The following is a 21,417-nucleotide window of genomic DNA, read 5'->3' as shown; positions in this document are numbered from 1 at the left end:
GCTGCAAAAAACGCGAGATGGTTTCCCACCCCGCGTACGGCCGTTACGCCAGATCGAACTGCAAGGTGCCCAGCTTCTCTATCGTACTTTCGATCTGGTCGCCCGCCTTAAGCCAGACCTGCTGATCCTTCGGCTTGCCGAGGATAACGCCAGGGGGCGTACCCGTGAAAATAATGTCACCCGGCTCGAGCGCGAATAGCTTCGACGTATAGGCGATCATTGCCTGTGTATTGAAGATGAAACGACTCGTGTTGCTCGATTGCCGGACCTGGCCGTTGATCCGGGTTTGAAGCGAAAGGTTGTTCGGGTCGCCGACGAGATCGGCTGACACAAAATATGGCCCGATCGGCGCGAAGCCATCTAGCGTCTTGCCGACCATCCACTGGCCCCCCGTATCCATCTGCAGATCGCGCGCCGAGAAGTCATGGCCCACCGCATAGCCGGCCACGTAGTCAAGCGCGTCTGCTTCGGTCACGTTTCGTGCGGTCTTACCCATCACGATGAGCAGTTCCGTTTCATAGTCGAACTGGTAGGACACTTCGCGCGGCGGCAACTTGATCGTCGACCGGTGAGCTGCGAGCGTGTTGTTGTACTTGTTGAACAGAATGGGTACTTTGGGTAAAGCTTCGTGCGTCTCCTCCGCGTGCTCGCGATAATTCAATCCGACGCAGACGATCTTGCCGGGCGAAGTAAACAGTCTGCCGTATCGTATAGACGATTCTTCACGGTAAGCGGACGCAGCGGCCGGATTGCGAGCCGCTGCGGCGATCAGCGATGTCAATTCTGCGCCATTACCGTTACGTAGCAACGCTTCGAGCGTCACAGGGACGTTCGCGTTAAGCAATGCGTTGGCCTTAGCCACATCGAGGATGCCGTTTGGAGTTTTGACGCCGAGCGTTTCGGAACCATCGGGCTGATAAATGGACAGCAGCGTCACGCCGCGCGGCAATGCCGATGAGCGCGAAGCGCCAGCCAATGCAGCAGTATTTCCCTGCGCCAACACAGACTTTGTTGTCAGGGCCGAGGCGGCGAGAGAAAGCGCGCCTACAGTTTTGATCATTGTTCGTCGATTCAGCATGTCAATCTCCTTGGTTAAGGTCAGTCTGGTGCCATGTACGATATTGAGTTCCGCTTTCACAGCGACGACTGCACGAGTGCGCCATTAGCTGGCAAGCGCATTTCATCGCGCCCATTATGTTAAATCCGACCTCCGATCGGCCCGGACTTTCTCAGCCATCGCCAGTCAACACAGATCAGTAACAACGCCGAGAGAGCGGTTGCCGTAGCTGCCGCAAACGCACAGGGTATGCCGTAGGATCGTGCGACCGCACCGGCACCGGGACCCGCAATCGCGAGCCCCAGATCGAAGCACGCCAGATAGGCACCTATCGCGAGACCCCGGTTTTCGCTGGGCACGCGCCTCATTGCCTCAACGCCGAGAGAGGGAAAGACAAGCGAGTAACCCAGCCCGGTGATAGTGGCTCCAGCCAGCGCGATCAAGGGGTCACTTGCCCAGCCGATCAGTCCAAGCCCGATGGTCTCTGCAAAGAGTGAAGCAAGACCCGTTTGATACCCACCCAGCCGGTCAGGAAGGCCACCCAGGACGAGACGCATCACAATATAGGCAGCGCCAAAGGCCGCAAGCGCGAAACCCGCATGAGGCCACGCCGCCATGCTGTAGCGTAGCGGTAAAAACGCGCTTATCGTGCCTACGCCGGAGGACGCCAGCGCCATGCCGAGTCCGGGTACCCATATCATGCGCAACACGCGTAAGAAGGAAGTACGCTGGGCGATGCGTTCGACGGCGAAGGCTTGCCATGTGCTTGCAGCCGCTGCGCCAAGAAGTGGGGCAAGGACCGCGCAAGCCGCGACAGCACTGAAGCCAGCGGCACGATAGATTGCCAACCCCAGCGGCGCGCCGACAGCCAGTGCTGCGTACATCGCGATGCCTGACCACGCCATCGCCCGACCTGCATATTCCGAACCGACACGACCGATACTCCACGCAGCCAACGCGGTAATGAAAAGGCTTTCTGCCAAACCGAGAAGCAAACGCCCAAGGCAAAGTAGCGCGAGACTCTCCACCGGGTGCTGAACCAGGACAGCGGCGAGCAGATAAAACAAACCCGCTAAGGACGCGAAAAGGAGCCCCACCAGCGAGGTCAGCTTCGGGCCACGGGTATCCGACAGCCGACCGGCATACTGGCGCGTCAGAAGCGTAGCGAGTGACTGCAGACCAATTACGCCGCCGACAACAAGCGTGCCGAAACCTAGTCTTTCATGCACATAGAGCGACAGCACGGGTAACGGAAGACCAACCGCGAGAAAGCCCAGAAACGCTACCGCAGAAAACGGTACCAGTTGCCGGACCACGTGCGCTTCCTTGAGCATAGACAGAATCCTGAACAGCAACAGTGGTAACGGATCGCATGGACGCAAGAAAAATCATGGGTCTACCATGACCACTCTATTGCGACATTCGCTGTATCAGACGTTCGAGTGCCCGATCGATCGTGATAGAACCCTTCCGTATCGCAGACTTGTCGCCGTCGAACTCGATCCATCCTTCGTTGAAGCCATCGAGCATGCGTATACGTGGTTCGGGATTGGACGCGCCCTGCGAGCGGAACAGGTCGGCCCACGTCTGCCTTGGTACCACCTCCGCGCGCACCGGCCGTGCGAGCAACTTGCCGAGCGCAATCGCGATTTCGGTCGGCGTCACCCGTTGCGGTCCTTCAAGCTGCACAACACGCTGTATCGCGTCGTCCTGTTGGAGCAGTTCCGCCGCGACCTGTCCGATGTCCTCAGTGGAAACCATCGGTACCGGCTTGTCGAGCGGCTGCAGAAAGCTGGCAATCGTTCCGGTTGTCATGGCCGTCTGAATGTCGCGCGCCGCATTCTCCATGAACCATGCGGCACGCAAAAACGTGACGGATACCGGGAGCGCGATGAGGCTCCGTTCCATGATCCCAAGCTTGCTCAGCAAGTTTGACTGTGTCGCCCGCGCACCGATGGTTGACAGACAGACCACTCTCTGAGGGAGTGTCTCCTCGAGCGCACGGCGAATGGACGTCACCATCCTGACCGTCTCGGGAAATCCGTCTGCCTGATCGAAATTCGACGGCAGCATGACAAAGACCCCTCTTGAGCCGTGGAACGCGGTGACCAGTGACTTCTGATCGTCCATGTCGGCGACACACACCTCACATCCACGCTCCGCCCAGGCGGATCCCTTTTCCTGACTGCGCACGATCGCGCGAACTGGCTGGCCTGTGGCAAGAAGCGATCGGGCCACTGCTCCGCCGACCTTACCGGTTATTCCGAGAACCGAAAACATGTGTCACCCTACGAAGGATTGTCGAAAAGTGCTGCCATCGTGACTACAATGTCAGCCAGGAAAGTGGAACCAGACAGGCAAGCTTGGCTACCCCCAATTACGTGCGTCGATTACGACGGTCGCGCCAGGCCCGCATAAAATGCGTCGGCATCGCGCGCGAGCATGGCCTTGATCTCGGCGCTACGCGCGTCGGCACACACTTCGCGCTGGTTACTGGCAACGCCCGCAATCGCGCTACGTGCGATATCATCCGCGCTTGTTTTAGAAACGCCCAAGGACGCCGCCATATCCGTATCGATAAAGCTCGCATAGACACCCACGACCAGCGTGCCCTGTGCCGCCAGCTCCAGGCGCAGCCCGTCTGTCAGCGCGCGTTCAGCTGCCTTCGATGCACAGTAGGAACCGTTCATCGGATGCGTAAACCAGCTGACGACCGAAAGCATATTGACCAGCGCCCCGCCACCGTTATTACCGAGCACCGGCGAAAACGCACGGCACATGTTCAGTGTTCCGAAGTAATTTGTCATCATTTCTTCTCGCGCAGCCTCGATTGACGGCGCGGCGATGAACGGGCTCATCCGCATAACACCCGCATTGTTAATCAGCAGCGTTACATCGCTACATTGCCGGGCCGCTGCGGTGACAGTGTTGGGATCTGTGATGTCAAGTGCAACTGGAACCACACCGGGATCAGTGATTTTCGAGGGATCTCTCGCGCCGGCATAGACCTTTGCCGCTCCAGCCTGAAGGAGTACTTGCGTGAAGGCACGCCCCAGCCCACGATTGGCACCGCTCACTAGCGCGGTTACCCCTTTGATCTGCATAGCCGGCTCCTGCTGTAGTTCGACGCCGCCGAGTATAGGGTTCCTCATCTGATTCAAAAAGCGCATCCGTGTCAAAATCACCGTGACACAAATTCATTGATCACTATGGCCTTCGATACACGTCTGTTGAATGGTATTGGCGTTCTCGCCGCAGTCGTCGAGAGCGGCAGCTTCGTGCACGCCGCAGAAGCACTCGGTGTAACCGCCTCTGCGGTCAGCCGCGCGGTGGCCCGGATGGAACAGCGCATTGGAATACGGCTATTCGACCGCACGTCCCGCGCGGTCAAGCTCACCGACGAGGGACAGCGCTTCTACGAGCGCGTCGCGCCGCTGCTAGCCGAAATGGAGGACGCAGCGACCGAGACGGCAGGCTCATCCGTCAACGTTCGGGGACGACTGCGCGTCAATGTAGACCCCTGGTTTGCCCGCTTCATACTGGCGCCCAAACTCGAGAAGTTTCTGTCAGCGCAACCATCGCTCCACGTCGAGCTGGCGATTCGTGACAGGCTCGGGGATCTGGTCGCGGAGGGTTTCGACGCGGCGGTACGCTTTGGCGTACCTGAAGCGTCATCGCTCGTGGCACGCCCGCTTCTGAGTACCCGCATCCTGACCTGCAGTTCGGCCGCCTATCTCGCGCGGCACGGTCGACCCGCGCATCCGCTCGAGCTCGCCGACGGTCGATACGAATGCCTGTTATTCCGGGATTCGTCGACCGGTCGGCCATTTCCGTGGGAGTTCCATCGCAATGGCGAAGTGCTAACTGTGCCCGTATCGGGACGGTTGATCGTCAATGATCTCGCGACAAAGCTGAGCGCTTGCGCCGCTGGTCTGGGTATCACACAGACGATGGAACTCGGGGCGCACCAATGGCTCGGCGACGGCAGCCTGGTCGAACTGTTTCCGGAATGGGCTCAGGAACAGTTACCGCTCTATGTCTATTACCCGTCGCGCCGACTGGTGTCGGCCAAGATGCGGGCATTCATCGACCTGCTGACAGCGGACATTGGCTAGCGTCAGGCATCTTGCAAGCCGGACGACGCGCTTCCGCTTGTTCAGATCCGCCGTGCGGCCCGCCGTATGGCGAGTAGCCACTCGCAGACGTTAGCTGCAATACGTGCCGGTAGCACCGGCTTACGCATCCTGGCGATTCGTTCAATGACAATCCGGCATCTATTAGATGACTTCGATGTTATTCAAGTTTGATCTATTTTTGTCCAGAATCTATTCCGAACGATCCGTTCCTTTCTTAACCCGCGTAAAGGAAATTTGCCATGAACTTCCGCCAAATCACCCTGGTCGTCGCGGCTGTGCTCGTCTTTCCGATCGCCAGCCATGCCCAGGAAACCTCCTCCACCGTAACCCGTGCCCAAGTGCGCGCCGAACTCGTTCAGCTCGAAAAGGCCGGCTACATGCCGAGCCGCGCCAATGATCCTCACTATCCGGACGACATTCAGGCCGCCGAGGCCAAGATCAGCGCACAGCGCAACACCTCTGCTAACGTCGAAAGCAGTTTCGGTGGTGTGCAGAACGGCTCCGAGGCATCGGGCAGTCCCACCGCCGTGATCGGCCTGGGTTCACTTTATACACGTCCCTGAGCGACCTGCCGTCCGGCCTGAAAGTACCCGCACTTTCCCAGGCCTCGAAGGCCTGGATGCGTAGGGCCTGCTTTCCTTTGCGTCGGTGTGCTAACGGCAATGCAAGAAGGTCTCGCACCTGTTTAAGCGGGAAGGTGCGCCGGCAGATGCGTACTCAATGTTTGACGACGTTGAAGACGCGTGTGCGGCGCATCGGCCACGACGTGACGCCTTCAAGTCGATTGCTGACGATTCGCAGGTCCGGCGTGTCGTACAAAACGATCATCGGTACATCGGCGATCATCATTTTATGCAACTGCTCAAACGTCTGTCCGCGCTCAGACGCATCAGTCACGCCGCGCAGGCTCTGCAGAAGCTTGAGTGCTTCTGGATTGTTCCACTGTGCCATCGGCGACTTGGCTTTGTCCCCCAATATATCGCTGAACATCATCGCCGGGTCGGTTCTTGCCGAGTAAGCGAACGACATGATCTGAAAATGTCCGGCACGAAAATCGGCAACCTGCTTGCCCCAGTCGACCACGTCGAGTTCTGTCGAGATGCCTGCTTTTCTCAGCAGTGACTGAACGTAAACCGCCAGTGAAAACATAAACGGAAAGCGATGATTCGTCTCGATCTTCAACGTCTGTCCGTGATAGCCCGCCTCTGCAAGCAAACGCTTCGCTTCCCCAATATTTTGCGAGAACCCGACCCGGTCGCCGGGCCCGAACACACCACTCGTCTCCGGTACCAGTGATGGACTGTAGTGCGCACGACCATCGGTAACGGCATTCACAATGGCGGGAAGATCCAGTGCAAGCGCGATTGCACGACGAACCCGCGCGTCTGCAAGCGTTGGGTCCTGGCTTTGCATCAGTAACTCGACGGGATCGGCACTGGGGCCCACGATGACACGCCATCTGGGGTCGCTCCCGACGAGCCCGTCTCCGCTCACCGACATCATGTCGACTTGCCCGGCGACGACCGCAACCTTTTGTGCCGCCTCGTCCGGGATGACGACAAATCGAGCGTCGTCGTACGCGACCTTCGCGCCCGCAAGACCACTCGGCGGTTCGCCTCTCGGGCGATATTGCGCAAATCGCTTCAGCAGAATGTACTGTCCGCGTCTCCAGTCCGCAAATATGTACGGACCTGTTGCGACGGGGCGAAGCCAATGCCCGGAGCTGTCGACGCTTGATGGGCTAAGGATTGCCAACTGACAGTGCGTGTCGACCATGTCTTTGAGGAACAGTTCGTTCGCTCTGTCCAGTTCGAACACCACGGTATAGGCATCGGGCGTCCGCACGCCGACGACCTTGGCACCTCGATGCCCGTCGTAGTTGCCACGGCACATGAATCCATTTTCTGGCCTCATCAGGAAGTCGAAGCTCCACTTGACCGCGCTTGACGTGAATGGCGAGCCGTCGTGAAACACCACGCCATGCCGGAGATGAAATGTGTAGGTCCGAGCATCTGAAGAGATGTCCCAACTGTCCGCGAGCATCGGGCCAATGCTGAGATCGGCACGTAGCGCTACCAGCGACTCGACAACGTTGGCCAGAACATTGTCGGTCATGGTATTGCGTGCGATATTGCCTGGCATCGAGGTAGGTGTGTCGGTGCCCTCCGCGACGCGGATTTCAGGTGTCCCGATCGCGGTCGACGAAAGCGTGCGCTGCGTTTCCGCTTTCGCGAAGACGGGAAGCACAATAGCGACGACGGCAGCCCCAATCCGGCAAAGAGTGGTCAGTCTGGACATTAAGATCAGGCAATTGAGGCAGGATGAGGTCCCCGCTTGCTGGCGAGTACACGCGCGAAGAATGCCTGGACTGCCGGAATCACCTCTGCGGATCGATGCGTGGCGTTCTCGACTTCTTCCAGCGCAACGTTGATCCCATGCAACTCAAAGCTGTTCTTGAGCGACTTCAGTCTCTCGGGACGCGTACGGCCCGCGTCGTTCGCGCCGGGCATATAGTGCGCGCCGTCCGGTTGATGGGTAATCTCCCAGGTCTCGATATCGGCTTTTCCGACCACCATGTGAATCGGGACTTTTCTCAACGCCTCCACATCGATCTTTTTCCCGAAATGGGACTCGACGTCTCGCGTGCCAGTCCACCAGTCACGGGTCGGATCAAGCAGCGTGACCGAGCCAGGCGCGCCGATCGATGCGGCCCATAGCCTCCCAGGATGCAGCAGGCAAAACCGGTTGGCAAACTGGCCACCGCCCGAAAATCCAAAGAGCCCAAATGTCTCCCATCTGCGTTGATACTTCTTCTCGATCTCGGCGATCATGTCCAGCAGCAACTGGTCGTAGCGGATCGTTCCTTCGCGTAGCTGCTTATACCCGTCACGATTGTCGTCGCCGCAAACGTTGGCGGGAAACAGAGGACTCAGAACGACACAGTTGTGCGACTCCGCGAACTCGGAAAAACGATCTCTGAAGCCCTCCATTCTGCGGTTCGACCCATGAACGACGACGATGAGGTCAATAACAGACTCAGGATCGAGAATGCTCTTCGGCACGTAAAGGGTATAAGCGAAGCGCGGATCCTTCGTATGCGAATAGACGGTGGTGTTCCCGAAGTTGTACATGCGATCCGAGCGCGATGCCGATGCAGACGTTTTTGTTGTGTCAGAGGTATCCATGACGTTTCCCTTTTGCTGATGCGGAGAGTATCGTATTGGTCAATTCAAAAAAAAAGCTAAATTTGCTTTATTTGAATTAAACAATTTCTTTCCAATCAGGTGTTGCTGAAAACGCAGAGTCCGTTGATCGAAGGGAGATACCCATGAGCACATTGAGGTTCCTCAGAACCTTCGTTGCGATTGCCGAACATGGAAGCTTCGCTGCCGCGGCTGAACGTGTCGCGCTGACGCACGCCGCTGTCGGCCAGCAGATGCGTGCACTGGAGAGCGAACTCGGCCGGCCTTTGTTCAGTCGGGAGAAGCGCTCAATCACACTGCGCCCAGAGGCTTACCAGTTGCTTCCGCAAGTCAGGCAGTTGCTGGCCGACTATGAAGGGATCGTTGCAGGCGACAAAACTGAAAACAATGTTGCCGGGCACGTTTCGATAGGCGCGATCGTCTCCGGGATGGGGTTGCTTTCGAAATGCCTGGTCGAGGTTGCGCAGGTTCATCCCGCACTCGAGGTTACTTTGGCGACCGGACGATCGAGCGATCTGATCGTTCGGGTAGGGTCGGGCGAGCTGGACGCCGCGGTTGTTATTGAAGACAGTCGCCGGCCCTTTCGCGGTATCGGATGGACTCACTTGTATGATGAGCCACTCGTCCTGCTTGCAAATCGTGGACAGATCCGTCGCAAGGACGACTTTGATAGCCTGTTGGAAACATCCCCGTTCATTCGCTATGACAGGGCTACGGCAACCGGCGCGCAGATAGAGCGACTATTGCGTCGGGTGGGCACAAGACCACGGCAGATTCTGGAGCTAGACTCGATTCTGGGGATCAGCGAACTGGTCAGGCAGGGAGTGGGTGTTGCCATCGTACCGATGCTCGCACATTCCGGTTGGCACAAAGACCCTGCGCTACGCGTGTTCCCTGTGCCCGACGGCACCTATTCCCGTCGGGTTGGCATGCTCGAGCCGAGTCGAAAAGGGCATATCACCGGAATCATTCGGCAGCATCTGGTTGGCATCATGGGTAACCCATGCTAAGCGTATGAGGAATTCAAACCGGATTCGGAGCGAGCGTCACAGGCTTTGCGTCGATCCTGATGCGGAACAACGTATAAGGCTTCTTGCGCAAATCGTGACCATGATGAAATGAAGCCTGCCGAGGCAACTGGTTCGCCGTGAAGTACAGATAGCCGTCGTTCCCGATCGACAAAGTATCCGGCCACAGAATGCGCGGATCGTGTGCAATGGTTTGCCACTCACCGTCTGGACGCCGCCGGCGAATGCTGTCGTGTTCATAATCGCCGGCATAGATAGCGCCGCTCGCATCTGCTTCAAGACCATCGGATGCGCCCTTCTCGCCCAGATCCCGCACAGCTGCCGCTACCGCCGCGGGGCTGGCATTGCGATCGCGCAGCAGCGCAGTCGGCACCGAATACAGATGGCGGCTGGACAACGGTGAGTAGTACAGCGTCGCTCCGTCGGCTGACAACGCAATGCCATCTGCCGCACCATGTAGCGGCCGGCGTTTTCCGTCAGGACCGTCGGTTGCCATCTCTTCGCCCTCCACCACTGGAACGAACGCCGGATCGGCGCTGGTCGAAGGGTCCCCTGATAGTTTGCGCCACGCCTCGCCGCTTGCCAGATCCACAACAATGATTCCACCTGGCCCATGCGGCGACGAGTCGGTAACATAGGCAATGCCTTGCGCACCGAACCGGAAATCGAAACGCACGTCGTTCAGGTACGTTGTCGGCAACAACGCGTTCGGCGGAAGGAGAATCGTCCTGACCACCTTGTTGGTAGCAAGGTCAACGGCGACCAGTTTGGCGCCGCCCTGGATCGGTGCCGCCAATTTCGGCGACGCCGTGTCCAGAATCCACAGCCGGTTCTGCGAGTCAGCAACGACGCTTTGAACGCTAATCAGGCTATCGGCAGGATGCGCGGGATCCGCGCGATTCGTCTGTGCTTCCGGATAAGGCACGATCCGCTTACCGACGATCTCGCCGACGGTAAACGGCACGTCGTCTCCCCAACGTGGAAAGTTGACGAACAGGCGACCGTCTGGCGCTTTCGTTACACCGGTGGGCATGGCACCGTAGAACTCGAATACCGGTTCGATATGGCCGATCGTCTGTTCAGTGGCAAGTTTGGGCATCGCGTCCGCAGTTGCCGTGAGCGTTGCTGTCAATCCGAGCGTCACCGCTGCCACGGCTTTGCTTATGCTTCTCATGTTTTTCCTGATTGGATTGCACGATTGAGCGCCTCCGGCATTCCCGTAACCAGCACGGCATTTTCCGCGGGGTGGCGCTGGACTGGAAATATCATCGCCGACTCACCGCACTGCCTCGCTCGATTTCCAGCGCTTCGAGCACCTCCGCTGCGGCATTGCTGGCAGTGTGCGCCGCCGGAAACCCGGCATATACAGACGCCTGAATCATCACTTCCTCGATTTCGCCCATGCTCAAACCGTTAGTCAACGCGATGCGAACATGATTCTTCAGTTCGTCGCGTTGGCGTAGCGCAATCAGAATACCGAGCGTAACGAGAGAGCGTGCACGACGATCAAGGCCCTCACGCGCCCATACGCTTCCGAACACAAAATCTATTGACAGGGCCGCCATCGATGCACCGAATTTCCCATCAGTCATCGAGTCCGCCATGTTCCGCGCTCGCTCAGCACCACGTAGTTGCTCGAATACGGCAAGACCCCGTTCCATGGCGTCCTTCATTGCGGCTCCAATACGATTGCACCCAGAACGGCCTTTGTCTCAAGAAACGCCTCGAGCCCGAATGTCCCGTATTCCCGACCGATGCCGGATTGCTTGTAACCGCCGAAAGGTGCGAGCGGTTCATGTGGCGCGCCGTTTATGCTCACGCGGCCGGCTTCGAGCCTGGACGCCACAGCACGGGCCCGTTCGATGTCCGCTGAAATCACGTACGCGTGCAACCCGTAGACAGTGTCGTTCGCGATCTCGATCGCTTCTTCCTCACTGCGATAGGTGAGAATGCACAGCACTGGCCCGAAAATTTCTTCACGCGCAATGCTCATGCCGTTCGTCACGTTCGCGAACACCGTGGGTTTTACATAGTAGCCGGCCAGCCCGTCCGGATGACCTTCTCCGCCAATTACGAGCGTCGCGCCTTCTTCGACACCGCGCCGGATATATCCCTGCACCCGTTCATATTGTCGCTGGCTGACCATGGGTCCGATTGCCGAATCGGCATCGTTCAAGTGACCGACCTTTACCGCTGACACGGCTTCCTTCACCAGCCGGATGACATCCTGAAGACGATCCTCAGGTACAAGAATGCGTGTACCCGCAATACACGCCTGGCCGCTATTCTGGAATCCGGAAGTGACGGCGACGGGTACCGCTGTCTCGAGATTGGCGTCGTCAAGAATCAGTGTCGGCGACTTACCGCCAAGTTCAAGCGTCACCCGCTTCATCGTGTCGGCGCCGGCGCGCAAGATCGATTTGCCGACCGCAGTCGACCCCGTAAAGGAGATCTTCGCGATGTTCGGGTTCACACTCAGTTCCGAACCCACAATGTCGCCCCGTCCCGTCACAATGTTGAACACGCCGGCTGGCAGACCCGCCTCGTGCAGGGCTTCGGTGACAATCTGCGTCTGGAGCGCGCTCATTTCGCTTGGTTTGATGACCACCGTGCAGCCCGCGGCAATCGCCGTTGCCAGCTTGTTGCAGATAAAGCCGGCGTTCGCGTTCCAAGGCGTAATTAGCGCAGCGACGCCTACCGGTTCCATCACCACTTCCGCCGACCCAATCCTCCGCGTGAACGAATACTCCTCCAGCGTCTGCGCAGCGTGCAGAAAGGACTCGGCGGCGTAACGTGCTCCCCACTTTGCACGCGTCGAGGGCGCGCCATATTCCTCGATTGTCGCAGCGGCGAGGCGATCGACATTCGCGAGCATGGCCTCATACAGACGCTTGAGCCACGCAATACGCTGCTCTCTGGTCGTACGCGCGAACGCCGGAAATGCACGGCGCGCGGCGGCTATCGCATCTTTCGTGTCTTGCACGTCGGCAAGACGCACCCGGCCGATTACGTCACCTGTCGAAGGGTTGTGGAGGTCGAACCACTCCTGACCATTTGGCTGCACAAACTGGCCGTCGATATAGATGTGTTCAATGCTGTACATGAATGCCTCGATCAAATGGTCACGTGTCCCAGCGTAGTCGATTGCATCCGGGCCGATAAGAGGGATAAACTTACACGACTTGATCCGTAAATCGGGACAATGCTCAAATCAGGCTTGATCGAACTGGAAGTCGTGCTCGCCGTCGCGCGGCTCGGTGGCTTTCGTGCGGCGGCACGTGAACTAGGCATGTCGTCGACAGCGTTGAGCCGTGCGATCGTGCAACTCGAAAATCGGCTGGGTGTGCGGATATTCAACCGGACGACCCGCAGCGTCGCGCTCACGGAACCTGGCAAGCAGTTCATCGCAACCGTCGGTCCCGCCCTGTCCGAAATCCAGCAGGCGATGGCCGCCGTCAACAATCATCGTGCAATGCCGACAGGCACCTTGCGACTGAACTGCGCGGTTGGGGCTGCGCGCGCTATCCTCGTTCCAGTCGTGCTGGAATATCTGCGCCGGTTCCCCGAGATGAGCGTCGACATCGCCACGGAAGCGCACTTCGTCGATATCGTAGGTAGAGGCTTTGATGCTGGCATCCGTGCCGCAGATGATGTGCCACGCGACATGATCGCTGTGCCGTTTGGCGGTGCATTGAAATTTTCCGTCGTCGGCTCGCCATCATATTTTGCGCAATGCAAGAAGCCGCGCACGCCAAAGGATCTGATGTCGCATCAATGCATACGAGCGCGCTGGCCAAGCGGCAAGCTGTCCCGTTGGGAGTTCGAGCGACGGGGCGAGAAACTCTCGCTCGACGTACCAGGAAATCTGACGCTAGACGAGCCCACGCTGATGCGTGATGCTGCGATTGCAGGTGCGGGCGTCGCGTATCTGTGGGAAGCCCCCGTAGCGGATGAACTCGCGACGGGGCGGCTCGTAGCTGTGCTAAAGGACTGGACCGTCAGTTCAGCCAGCTTGTGTCTGTACTATCCGGATCGGCGTAATGTATCAGCGGCATTGCGAGCATTTATCGAACTGCTACGAGAGCCAATAAACCATGAAAGCCGAGGTGATGCGATTGTCCTGAGGTGCTGAAGTCAAGACACAGTTCGCCATTCACCGCGCCCTGCACGTCATTCCACGCCGCGAATGATCCGGAAATCGCGCACGACGGCGTCGCCCAAGGCTTCAAGCGCCTTCCGGTACGCGTCGCTTTCGTATGCGGCAACGGCCTGCTCATAGGACGGAAACTCAATCACAACGGTTCGCTCCTTCAAACCGTGCTCACGGACTTCGTCAGCCACTCCACGTGCGATCACTCTGCCGCCGGCAGCCTCCACAGCGGGTACCGCCAATTGGGCGTACGTCGCCAGCCTGGCCTGGTCCTTCGTTTCACGATAGGCCGACACCCAATATCCCTTGCTCATTTAAATCTCCTTCTTCCAAGAGGAAAGCCGCTTTTATGCAGTACCTTTTCTTCGCTTCGGCGAGATCGCACTTACGTGTCCCTGCAACGCCGCCGGCAGTGTCGTAACGCTCACGTCGTCTGATGCCGTCTGTTGGTATTCCAGAGCAGCGCTGATCAGATCCGCAGCGTCGCTAACCTTCAGACCCGACAAGCGGACGCGCGGCTTTTCCGGCGCGTCAAGCGCAGCGGCACAGGGCTTCCGACAACTGCCGAGGCAATGGACCATCATTACGGTTACGCCCTGGCCGGTCAACCTTTCTTTGACTTCGTTATACAGGGACAATCCCACCGCACCGCTGTGCGGCTGGTCCCTAGGGCAGGTTCGGCAGATTGCGACGGTATTCGACCGCGCCCTCTCGCTCATATCCTGACTAACGACCTGAGATTGTTCCTGGCTCTCGCGTGTGGCTAACATGACGCCGTCTCCTGGCTCTATCTTTTCGAGGAAGGAACTGTCCCGAGTTTTATGAACCGTCTTTAAACAACCTGGGACAGCAAATCCTATGAACAAATTCTACGAGCGTGTCAGATCGCATGCTTATCAGAGCGTCGTATCGCGTATCCTAGAATCCAACTCTGTCATTGATATTTATATGGACTCCTATATTTATCATCAATCTCTGCTATGTCACTGCTTCCCCGGTCCTGGAACTTTCCGCAAACTGCACGCCAGACGTCCGACCGCTCGAAGGACCGAACTACGGATTCAATTTCGCGCAGCTTGAAATCTCGATGCAGTAGTGCAAATTTTATCGAATGGGTCGTCATGCCACGAGGTGTTCTGCATCCTCTTCGACGCTATGGACACCCATCCTTAAGATCTGCGCGACAACTTGATACTCATCAGGCGTTAGCGTCTGCGGATGATATTGTAGAAGTGCCCGGAGAGCATGTAACAATCGACTCAGGGAAATGATCGGCCACGCACTCATGAGGTAAGCAAGTGGTAGTACGCTTTTTCTCTCGCACCATCTATCAAAGAGAGGGAGGCAGAGTCTTTCGAGCTCATCGATTTGCGCATCGACAACGAGTTCGTCAACGATTTTTGACATGTCGACCAGATGTTTGCAGCGGCAGCAGCCGCCAAGCCAATTGGATAGCCAGAATCGAGACCCCGGCAGCGCAGATCCCTGTCCAGCCCCATTGACCCCAGACCCACCCGAATACCACGCCACCTCCACCACCGGCAAAATGGCACGTCATGTAGGCTGTCCGAATACGGACATGGATGATCGACATAGCCTTCCGGGCACGACTTCTACTTTCGGCAGATGCCAGCGAGCTCCACGCCAAGGTCCACGAAAAGCAATCAAACGTCATCACAGAGAGGTAAGCTCGGTTGAACCAGAAATGCCAAACGTTCCAATGGCCGGCGACATCGTTGAATCGGTTACATTGCATACACTTCCCCGATTCCCATGTCTTTCAATGACGGCGCTTAGCAAAGTGGAGCCTGCGCCGATGGAGTTTGAACAGCCATGCGGAATTTCGCGTAAGTCAGACACCGTCCGACCTGCCCCAGGCAAGCTAGAGGACGAACCTCAAAATTCCGAGGGCTTACCGACACGCGTCCCACATGGCTGCTCCACGTTGCGAAAGCAGCGTGCTGGTTCAAGGCGTACCGGTCCCCTGCTCCCCAGACTCCGAGTTCGCGCTGGTTACACCACCATAGGAAGTCTGCGGATTTCCACCCGCTGCGTTGCTCGCGCGGACCTTGGCCTCGGCGGCCTGAATGTCTGCCGGGTAGTAAGGGCTGGGCTTGCCCGGATGATAACCAGCTTTTTCGAGGGCCACCAGTTCAGCACGTACTTGCTCACGCGTGACGGGAGTGCTATTTTCCTGAGCGCTCGCAAGAATGGGCAGAACCACCGCGAAACCAATAACCAGATTGCGAATGTTGACGATCATTTTCATGCTCCTGTGTATCAACGAAAACTTGAATGAGCGAAAAAAAGCTGCATCGCAGAAGTTATTAACTGCATTTCCTCGACGAGCATTTCCTTAATCAGTTCAACGTAGCGTCATTCCGTAAATATCCAGTTACATCGGGCTTCGCCCTCTGGCTATTTGCACTCGCTGAACTTGATGATATTTTCGGCAGTCGTAGCCAAGACGTCTACGTACGGCAGGTCATGTCTGTCATAACGTCGTAGCATCGCATCACCGCGCAAATCATCTACAACCGGCATGCTGGCGATCGGTGATCAGGCGGGCGAATGACGTACCGCTCCGTCAGCTTGTCGATCAGTTCCCTCAGCGCATTAGGACCAACATCGTGTCATGTCTACAATGCCGACATGGCATGGATAGTCTTCTCAAGAAACCGTCGTCTGATTTTTGCGCCGCGCGAACCGTAGGTGTCGGCGAATCGTATCGCTACGTCCGGGAGAGCCACCGCAGTTGCGCCCGGCGAATCAGGAACTCGTCGATCGATATGGCGCAGTCCACGATCGCGTATTCGTGGCCATCGTGATCGACAACCACCCGGCTCAACTTGTACAGACGGTCTGCATCGTAGTCCCACGCCTCGCGTTCGTCGGAACCGTCACCACCACGCAGGATTGCGTACGTAGTACCACCCTCGTTCAGCCTGTCGATGTTTAGCCGTCGCTCATTGCGAGCGATCTTCACTAGTTTGCGCCACGGCGGCGGACTCCACACCTCGATTCGATCGGTGCCGTCCGGCAATTTTTCCCGTTGCATCGCCCACAACTTCAATACGACCACATCCTCGCCGTACGCGTCCCATGACCACGCGCGATTCGTCAGTTTCAAATTGAGTGTGTACAGCAGAAACTCATTGATCGTCTGTTGATTGTTCCTGGCCATGCGGTTATGCCGTTCCAATGCCGTCGTGGCACGGCGGCGGTCTACGCCGAACAGTGCCCGCACGCTATCAACTAGATTACGGGTTGAGCCAGCGGAGTGTTCTCCGACGACAGGAGCTCCCGATTCTCCTCAGCCAGCGCCAGCGGCACCTGGTCTCGCGCGAACTCGACGAAGGTTCTGATCTTGGCGTCGAGGTAGCGTCTCGACGCATATATCGCATAGATGTTGCACTCTCGCAGGCGGTGCTCAGGCAAGACGCGAACAAGGCTCCCATCGCGTAAGCCCGGCAGCGCGACAGAAATCGGCAAAGGTCCGATTCCCATCCCCTCACGTATCGTCTCGACCAGCGCTTCGGCGACATTGACGGTGAGCGGTGCAGGCCGCATGTGACAAAAAACCGGCTCGCTTACATCCTCAAATTGCCATTCTCCGGGAGGCACATCCGGCAACATCAATTGCAGGCATGTGTGTTGGCTCAGGTCCGCAAGACGAGCCGGAGTGCCGCGCCTCGACAGGTATTGTGGAGAGGCGCACAGAATCGTTTGCACGCTTCCAATGCGTTGGGACACCAAGTTCGAATCCACAAGATCTCGCGTCATCACCACGGACACGTCAATACCTTCGTTAACGATATTGGGCACGTTCTGCGAGAGTACCAGCTCGATCAGTACCTCCGGAAACCGTTTGCTATAGCGTGCGATGAGCCGCGCCAGATGGTGTTGACCGACACTGGCTGTCGCGTGGACCTTTAACTTGCCGGAGGGGCGGGTGCCCGCGCCTGCCGCCTCGGTCTCTGCGAGCTCAACATGGGCCAGAATGTGCTCGCAGCGTTGTAGATAGCGTTCGCCAGCACCGGTAAGCGTGACTCGCCGCGTTGTTCTTTGCAGCAGTCGTGTGTGCAGATGCGATTCAAGGTCCGTGATTGCACGTGAAACGTGTGCTGTCGACACAGACGCAAGATTCGCGGCCTTCGTGAAGCTGCCGGTTTCCGTAACTCGCACGAACATCCGCATGTTTTCTAAAGTATCCATCGGAATCCTGACTACAAGTAAAAGGTTTTCGGCAGATCAGCATCGCGTCGATAGGCGTTGAGTCGTAAGGAGCCGTCGGGCGCTCCAAGCCTGTTGCGCCTTACTGACACAGAAGCTGGATTAGCACGCGTTTCGAATAAGCTCGCGCAATACGACATCTAAAGGTACACGCCCAATTCGCGTTTCGGTCCGACGGCCCTCGAACTTCAGCCAGCCTTCGTTGAAGCCATCGAGCATTTGCATGCGCGGCCCAGGATTCTTCATGCCTTGCGTGCGGAACACTGCCTCCCATGCGTCCCGGGGAACCAGCTTCGGCCGGACTTCGCGTCCGAGCAGTCGATCAAAGGTCCGGGCGATGTCATTCGGGCTAATACGCCTATCACCTTCAAGTTCTATGATCCGAATACCGTCCCACTCTTCTGTGAGCGTCTCTGAAACCACGCGTCCGATGTCGGCCGTTGCCACCATGGGAATGGTCTGGCCAAGCGGCTGAAAAAAGGTGGGAATCTCCCCGCTTTCACACGCAGGCTCAACATCACATAAGGCGTTCTCCATGAACCACGCAGCACGCACGAACGCGACTGGCATCTGGAGATTGCCAAGCGCTTCTTCCAGATAGCGAACCTGCGTGAGCAGGCTAGGTTGAGACACCTGAGCCCCAATGGTCGACAGGCAGACGACCTTGCGAGGTTGCGCGGTGACAATCGCGTCGTGCAAAGACGAGGCGATTTCGCGCGCTTCCGAAAAATCCGAAGAAGGATCGAAATTCAGGGGCAACATCACAAAAACGCCTTCCGCTCCCTGGAACGCCAGCGCCAACGCTTGCGTATCGCGCAAATTGGCAACCGAAACCTCGTATCCCTGCTCCCGCAACGTCGGCGTATGGTCCGGATTTCGAACAACGGCGCGAACGTCGTATCCGTTTGCCAGAAGCAGTCGGGCAGCAACGCCTCCTACCTGGCCGGTGACTCCAATCACGGAAAACATAGTGCCCCCCTTTCGCTAGAACTGAATCAAATACAGTGTTCCAGCATTCTCATTCTTCTTTCATCGGATTAGGACCGCCGTCACGTCATACCTTCCATAACGGTATGGCATAGCTAAGCCTCGAGCAGGGCTTTTTGAGACGCGAGTTCGATCTTTCGCATACTCCTGTCGGCTTTCCACCAACATGAAGCGCATTCCTTTTCCGCCCTCGGCAACATGGCCGAAAGCACGGCTTCACATCGGACTGCTTCAGATTCAGGGATTCAGGTAACGCGTATTTTGGGCGTGCAGATAGCTCTCATTCCCGCGTGGGTATTCGCTGCAGGCGCGCTGAAAAAAAGCCGGTCGTCAGCGCATGCTCACGACCGGCTTTTTTCTGTCACGCGCTGCTCTTTCGTTGCGAGCGCCGCATCCGGGGCATCATCAGAACTTATGGCGTAGTCCGACGCTAACCACTTCCTGTGTGTTGGTGCCACCGTAGCCATACGAGCCCACGGACGCCTGCGCAGCCACCACGGCGGTGCCGCTTGCGCTAAGTGTTTCTCCGCTGGCGTGTTGCCATGCGCCTATCAAATATAGGTCAGTGCGCGTGGACAAGTTGTAGTCAGCGCCAATGTTGACTTGATGGTAGGTCGCGCCCGTGTCGCCGCTCGACTTCGTATAGCTGTAAGCCACACCCAACAGGATTGCCTTGGTGGCTTGATAGTTGAGGAAGCCCTGCCCTGTGTTGAATTTCTCAGTCGACGAGAATGCCGATTGTCCATCCGACTTGTACTGTGCGTTGCTATAAGCCGCACCGAACGTGAACGGGCCCGCCACATACTGCGCCGCGACCCGGGCAATGTTGATGGACTTCGCGCTCTGCAAGCCCAGATTGATCAGCGAGCCGTCGAAGGTGCCGTCAGATGACCCGCCCCAGCCGGAGCCACTTGTTGTCGAGGGTCGCACGAGGCCACCCACAGACGGATTGTCTGCCACAAAGTAACCCGCCGCCACTGAGATCGGGCCGTTGTTATACGCCGCAGCGGCCGACCAGGTCTGGCCCGAGCCCGTCTGTCCCGCGACGCCACCGAACGCATACATGCCCTCGACCTGCAGTCCAGAGTACACCGGCGACAGGTATTTGATCGCGTTGTTGGTACGGGAACTGTTATCGTAGTTGTCGACGTCACCTGCGGTTGCAAACCCGCTGCCGAAATAGTTATCCTCAGTAATGCCCTGCACAAGGTCAACGAGTGGGTCATATTGGCGGCCCAACGTGAACGTGCCAAATTGGCCTGAGGTCAAACCCACAAATGCCTGGCGACCAAATTCCCGGCCACCCTGCGCAAGTTGCCCCGTGCTCGGGTTAAACCCGTTTTCCAACTGGAAGATCGCCTTCAGACCACCGCCCAGGTCTTCCTGACCCTTCAAACCCCAGCGGCTGCCGGAGAGATCCCCGTTACTCGCGTTGCCGACGGACCACTGATTTTGGCCGGCTGCGTTCGCGTTATGAATGAAGGTAATCGACGTATCGATGGTGCCGTATAGCGTGACGCTGCTTTGTGCATGTGCTGCGCCTGCAGCAGTCAACAGTGTCAGCGAGAGTGTCGAAAGCGCTGTTCGTTTCATCTGTTTCTCCGGGTGGATGAATGATCTGGTTATCGCGTGATGGACGATAACGTGACGCCCCCTTGCGGAGTACCGAAAAAAATTGCCCGTCGCAAAAAGTTAACAGAAGCATGAGCCGAAGTGGACAATGATGTGCTCGACCAGAGCCAACGGACAATCAGAATTTTATGTGAGCGGAATTGGCCTGACACGGCTTTGCCGAGCAGCACACTTTCATCTACTTTTTCTGCGAACGCTGTGGTCTAACGAAACTGACTCACACCTCGACCCGCTTATAGCAGGAACGTCTGAGGCGGTCTGTATACGCGCAAAAACAAGGAACAGGACACCCATTTCAGTCGAACTGTCTTATTTTGTGTGGCGCACCCGTATCCAAAACCATGCTGGTTTCTCCAGAGAATAGCGTGTGCGTTACGCCCCCTTAACGTTGTCGACCGACCTAACCGTCGGTAAAGTCGGTGGCGCACTTGTTAGTTATACCCACCATTTGTCCCGATCCACGAGCGGCAAAACGTATCGTACAGTCCAACATATGCCATTTCGTCATAACAGGGATGCCGCTCTGGCCATTCTAATTTGACGAAATAAACGGTAAACCAAGTGCGATCCGCTTTCCGACATCAATCATAAGCCGGCTAGAGAGCTATCTCGCTCCGCGTCCGTTGCCTGCTCGGTTGTGCCGCCAGGCGCGTGCTCGGCAATCCGGTTCAGTGGCCGGATTTCTCCAGGCCTCCTTGGTGTTTTCACGCGCTCCTGTGATTCCACTGGCACTCTCTTATCAGATAGTCTATTTTTTCCGGACCCACGCGTGAACTCCAGGTGTACGACCAATACCTGGCTCTTCTAAGGCGTGCTAGCCTGTAAAAACTAAAGGCCGTCCAGCGACTGCGACTGGATAGCCACTTTATGGAGAGAGGCAAATGATGAATCCGCAGCTTTTTACCAATGTGAAGATTTTCGACGGCACGGGTGCACCAACGTTCGTGGGCGAAGCGCTTGTCGATGGCAATCTGATCCGCGCCGTGGCTCG

Annotated in this window: 20 protein-coding genes; 4 read left to right on the top strand and 16 right to left on the bottom strand. The window is 57.4% G+C overall.

Going from position 1 to position 21,417, the window contains the following annotated elements:
- Nucleotides 1-43: 43 nt before the first annotated feature.
- From P3T24_RS19550 to P3T24_RS19535, 4 genes are all read right to left on the bottom strand, one after another.
- Complete coding sequence (locus P3T24_RS19550; RefSeq protein ID WP_254368981.1) at nt 44-1,060, bottom strand: fumarylacetoacetate hydrolase family protein; 1,017 nt, start codon at nt 1,058-1,060, stop codon at nt 44-46.
- 137 nt (nt 1,061-1,197) lie between these two features.
- Nucleotides 1,198-2,391: an MFS transporter gene (locus P3T24_RS19545; RefSeq protein WP_429436985.1), complete on the bottom strand. Its 1,194-nt coding sequence runs from the start codon at nt 2,389-2,391 to the stop codon at nt 1,198-1,200.
- Nucleotides 2,392-2,467: 76 nt separating this feature from the next.
- A complete protein-coding gene (locus P3T24_RS19540; RefSeq protein ID WP_074267596.1) occupies nt 2,468-3,337 on the bottom strand; it encodes an NmrA family NAD(P)-binding protein in 870 nt (289 codons plus the stop codon).
- Nucleotides 3,338-3,447: 110 nt separating this feature from the next.
- Nucleotides 3,448-4,161, bottom strand: a complete 714-nt coding sequence (locus P3T24_RS19535) for an SDR family oxidoreductase (RefSeq protein WP_429409141.1) — start codon at nt 4,159-4,161, stop codon at nt 3,448-3,450.
- Between the two features lie 105 nt (nt 4,162-4,266).
- Here P3T24_RS19535 and P3T24_RS19530 point away from each other — a divergent pair, with 105 nt between their 5' ends.
- Together P3T24_RS19530 and P3T24_RS19525 are read left to right on the top strand one after the other, a co-directional pair.
- The gene (locus tag P3T24_RS19530) at nt 4,267-5,172 is read left to right on the top strand and encodes a LysR family transcriptional regulator (protein ID WP_074267594.1); all 906 of its coding nucleotides are present in this window, start codon (nt 4,267-4,269) and stop codon (nt 5,170-5,172) included.
- A gap of 260 nt (nt 5,173-5,432) precedes the next feature.
- On the top strand, nt 5,433-5,756 hold the full coding sequence (locus P3T24_RS19525) for a DUF4148 domain-containing protein (protein WP_074267593.1): 324 nt from the start codon (nt 5,433-5,435) through the stop codon (nt 5,754-5,756).
- Between the two features lie 154 nt (nt 5,757-5,910).
- Here P3T24_RS19525 and P3T24_RS19520 read toward each other — a convergent pair whose 3' ends face one another.
- On the bottom strand, nt 5,911-7,491 hold the full coding sequence (locus tag P3T24_RS19520; protein ID WP_074296343.1) for an ABC transporter substrate-binding protein: 1,581 nt from the start codon (nt 7,489-7,491) through the stop codon (nt 5,911-5,913).
- 5 nt (nt 7,492-7,496) lie between these two features.
- Complete coding sequence (locus P3T24_RS19515; RefSeq protein ID WP_429436983.1) at nt 7,497-8,378, bottom strand: alpha/beta hydrolase; 882 nt, start codon at nt 8,376-8,378, stop codon at nt 7,497-7,499.
- A 143-nt stretch (nt 8,379-8,521) separates the two neighbouring features.
- Between P3T24_RS19515 and P3T24_RS19510 the strand changes: the two genes are divergently transcribed.
- Complete coding sequence (locus tag P3T24_RS19510; RefSeq protein WP_429436980.1) at nt 8,522-9,406, top strand: LysR substrate-binding domain-containing protein; 885 nt, start codon at nt 8,522-8,524, stop codon at nt 9,404-9,406.
- Between the two features lie 13 nt (nt 9,407-9,419).
- On the opposite strand, the gene P3T24_RS19505 is transcribed toward P3T24_RS19510, so the two are convergent.
- The 3 genes from P3T24_RS19505 to P3T24_RS19495 form a co-directional block, all read right to left on the bottom strand.
- The gene (locus tag P3T24_RS19505) at nt 9,420-10,598 is read right to left on the bottom strand and encodes an L-dopachrome tautomerase-related protein (protein ID WP_429436978.1); all 1,179 of its coding nucleotides are present in this window, start codon (nt 10,596-10,598) and stop codon (nt 9,420-9,422) included.
- A gap of 91 nt (nt 10,599-10,689) precedes the next feature.
- Nucleotides 10,690-11,097: a carboxymuconolactone decarboxylase family protein gene (locus P3T24_RS19500; protein WP_429436975.1), complete on the bottom strand. Its 408-nt coding sequence runs from the start codon at nt 11,095-11,097 to the stop codon at nt 10,690-10,692.
- A complete protein-coding gene (locus P3T24_RS19495; RefSeq protein ID WP_074267587.1) occupies nt 11,094-12,527 on the bottom strand; it encodes an aldehyde dehydrogenase family protein in 1,434 nt (477 codons plus the stop codon). The genes P3T24_RS19500 and P3T24_RS19495 overlap by 4 nt, the downstream gene beginning before the upstream one ends.
- A gap of 99 nt (nt 12,528-12,626) precedes the next feature.
- On the opposite strand from P3T24_RS19495, the gene P3T24_RS19490 reads away from it, so the two are divergent.
- A complete protein-coding gene (locus P3T24_RS19490; RefSeq protein WP_074296349.1) occupies nt 12,627-13,556 on the top strand; it encodes a LysR family transcriptional regulator in 930 nt (309 codons plus the stop codon).
- A 38-nt stretch (nt 13,557-13,594) separates the two neighbouring features.
- On the opposite strand, the gene P3T24_RS19485 is transcribed toward P3T24_RS19490, so the two are convergent.
- The 7 genes from P3T24_RS19485 to P3T24_RS19455 all read right to left on the bottom strand — a co-directional run bounded on the left by P3T24_RS19485 (nt 13,595) and on the right by P3T24_RS19455 (nt 20,387).
- A complete protein-coding gene (locus P3T24_RS19485; RefSeq protein WP_074267585.1) occupies nt 13,595-13,888 on the bottom strand; it encodes a DUF1330 domain-containing protein in 294 nt (97 codons plus the stop codon).
- A gap of 33 nt (nt 13,889-13,921) precedes the next feature.
- The gene (locus tag P3T24_RS19480; RefSeq protein WP_429437543.1) at nt 13,922-14,293 is read right to left on the bottom strand and encodes a DUF1636 family protein; all 372 of its coding nucleotides are present in this window, start codon (nt 14,291-14,293) and stop codon (nt 13,922-13,924) included.
- Between the two features lie 1,247 nt (nt 14,294-15,540).
- Nucleotides 15,541-15,837, bottom strand: coding sequence for a DUF4148 domain-containing protein (locus tag P3T24_RS19475; RefSeq protein WP_429306793.1), 297 nt, complete (start codon nt 15,835-15,837; stop codon nt 15,541-15,543).
- A gap of 468 nt (nt 15,838-16,305) precedes the next feature.
- Complete coding sequence (locus P3T24_RS19470) at nt 16,306-16,758, bottom strand: hypothetical protein (RefSeq protein WP_074267582.1); 453 nt, start codon at nt 16,756-16,758, stop codon at nt 16,306-16,308.
- 71 nt (nt 16,759-16,829) lie between these two features.
- A complete protein-coding gene (locus tag P3T24_RS19465) occupies nt 16,830-17,789 on the bottom strand; it encodes a LysR substrate-binding domain-containing protein (protein WP_429436973.1) in 960 nt (319 codons plus the stop codon).
- A gap of 120 nt (nt 17,790-17,909) precedes the next feature.
- Nucleotides 17,910-18,776, bottom strand: coding sequence for an NmrA family NAD(P)-binding protein (locus tag P3T24_RS19460; protein ID WP_074267580.1), 867 nt, complete (start codon nt 18,774-18,776; stop codon nt 17,910-17,912).
- A gap of 423 nt (nt 18,777-19,199) precedes the next feature.
- Entirely contained in the window at nt 19,200-20,387 is a 1,188-nt protein-coding gene (locus P3T24_RS19455; protein ID WP_429436970.1) for a porin, read from the bottom strand.
- Between the last annotated feature and the right edge of the window lie 1,030 nt (nt 20,388-21,417).

The organism is Paraburkholderia sp. GAS33 (genome assembly GCF_050436645.1).
GTDB lineage: Bacteria > Pseudomonadota > Gammaproteobacteria > Burkholderiales > Burkholderiaceae > Paraburkholderia > Paraburkholderia phenazinium_B.
The sequence above is the reverse complement of the archived record's forward strand: the minus strand, read 5'-3'. Positions and strand labels throughout refer to the sequence as shown.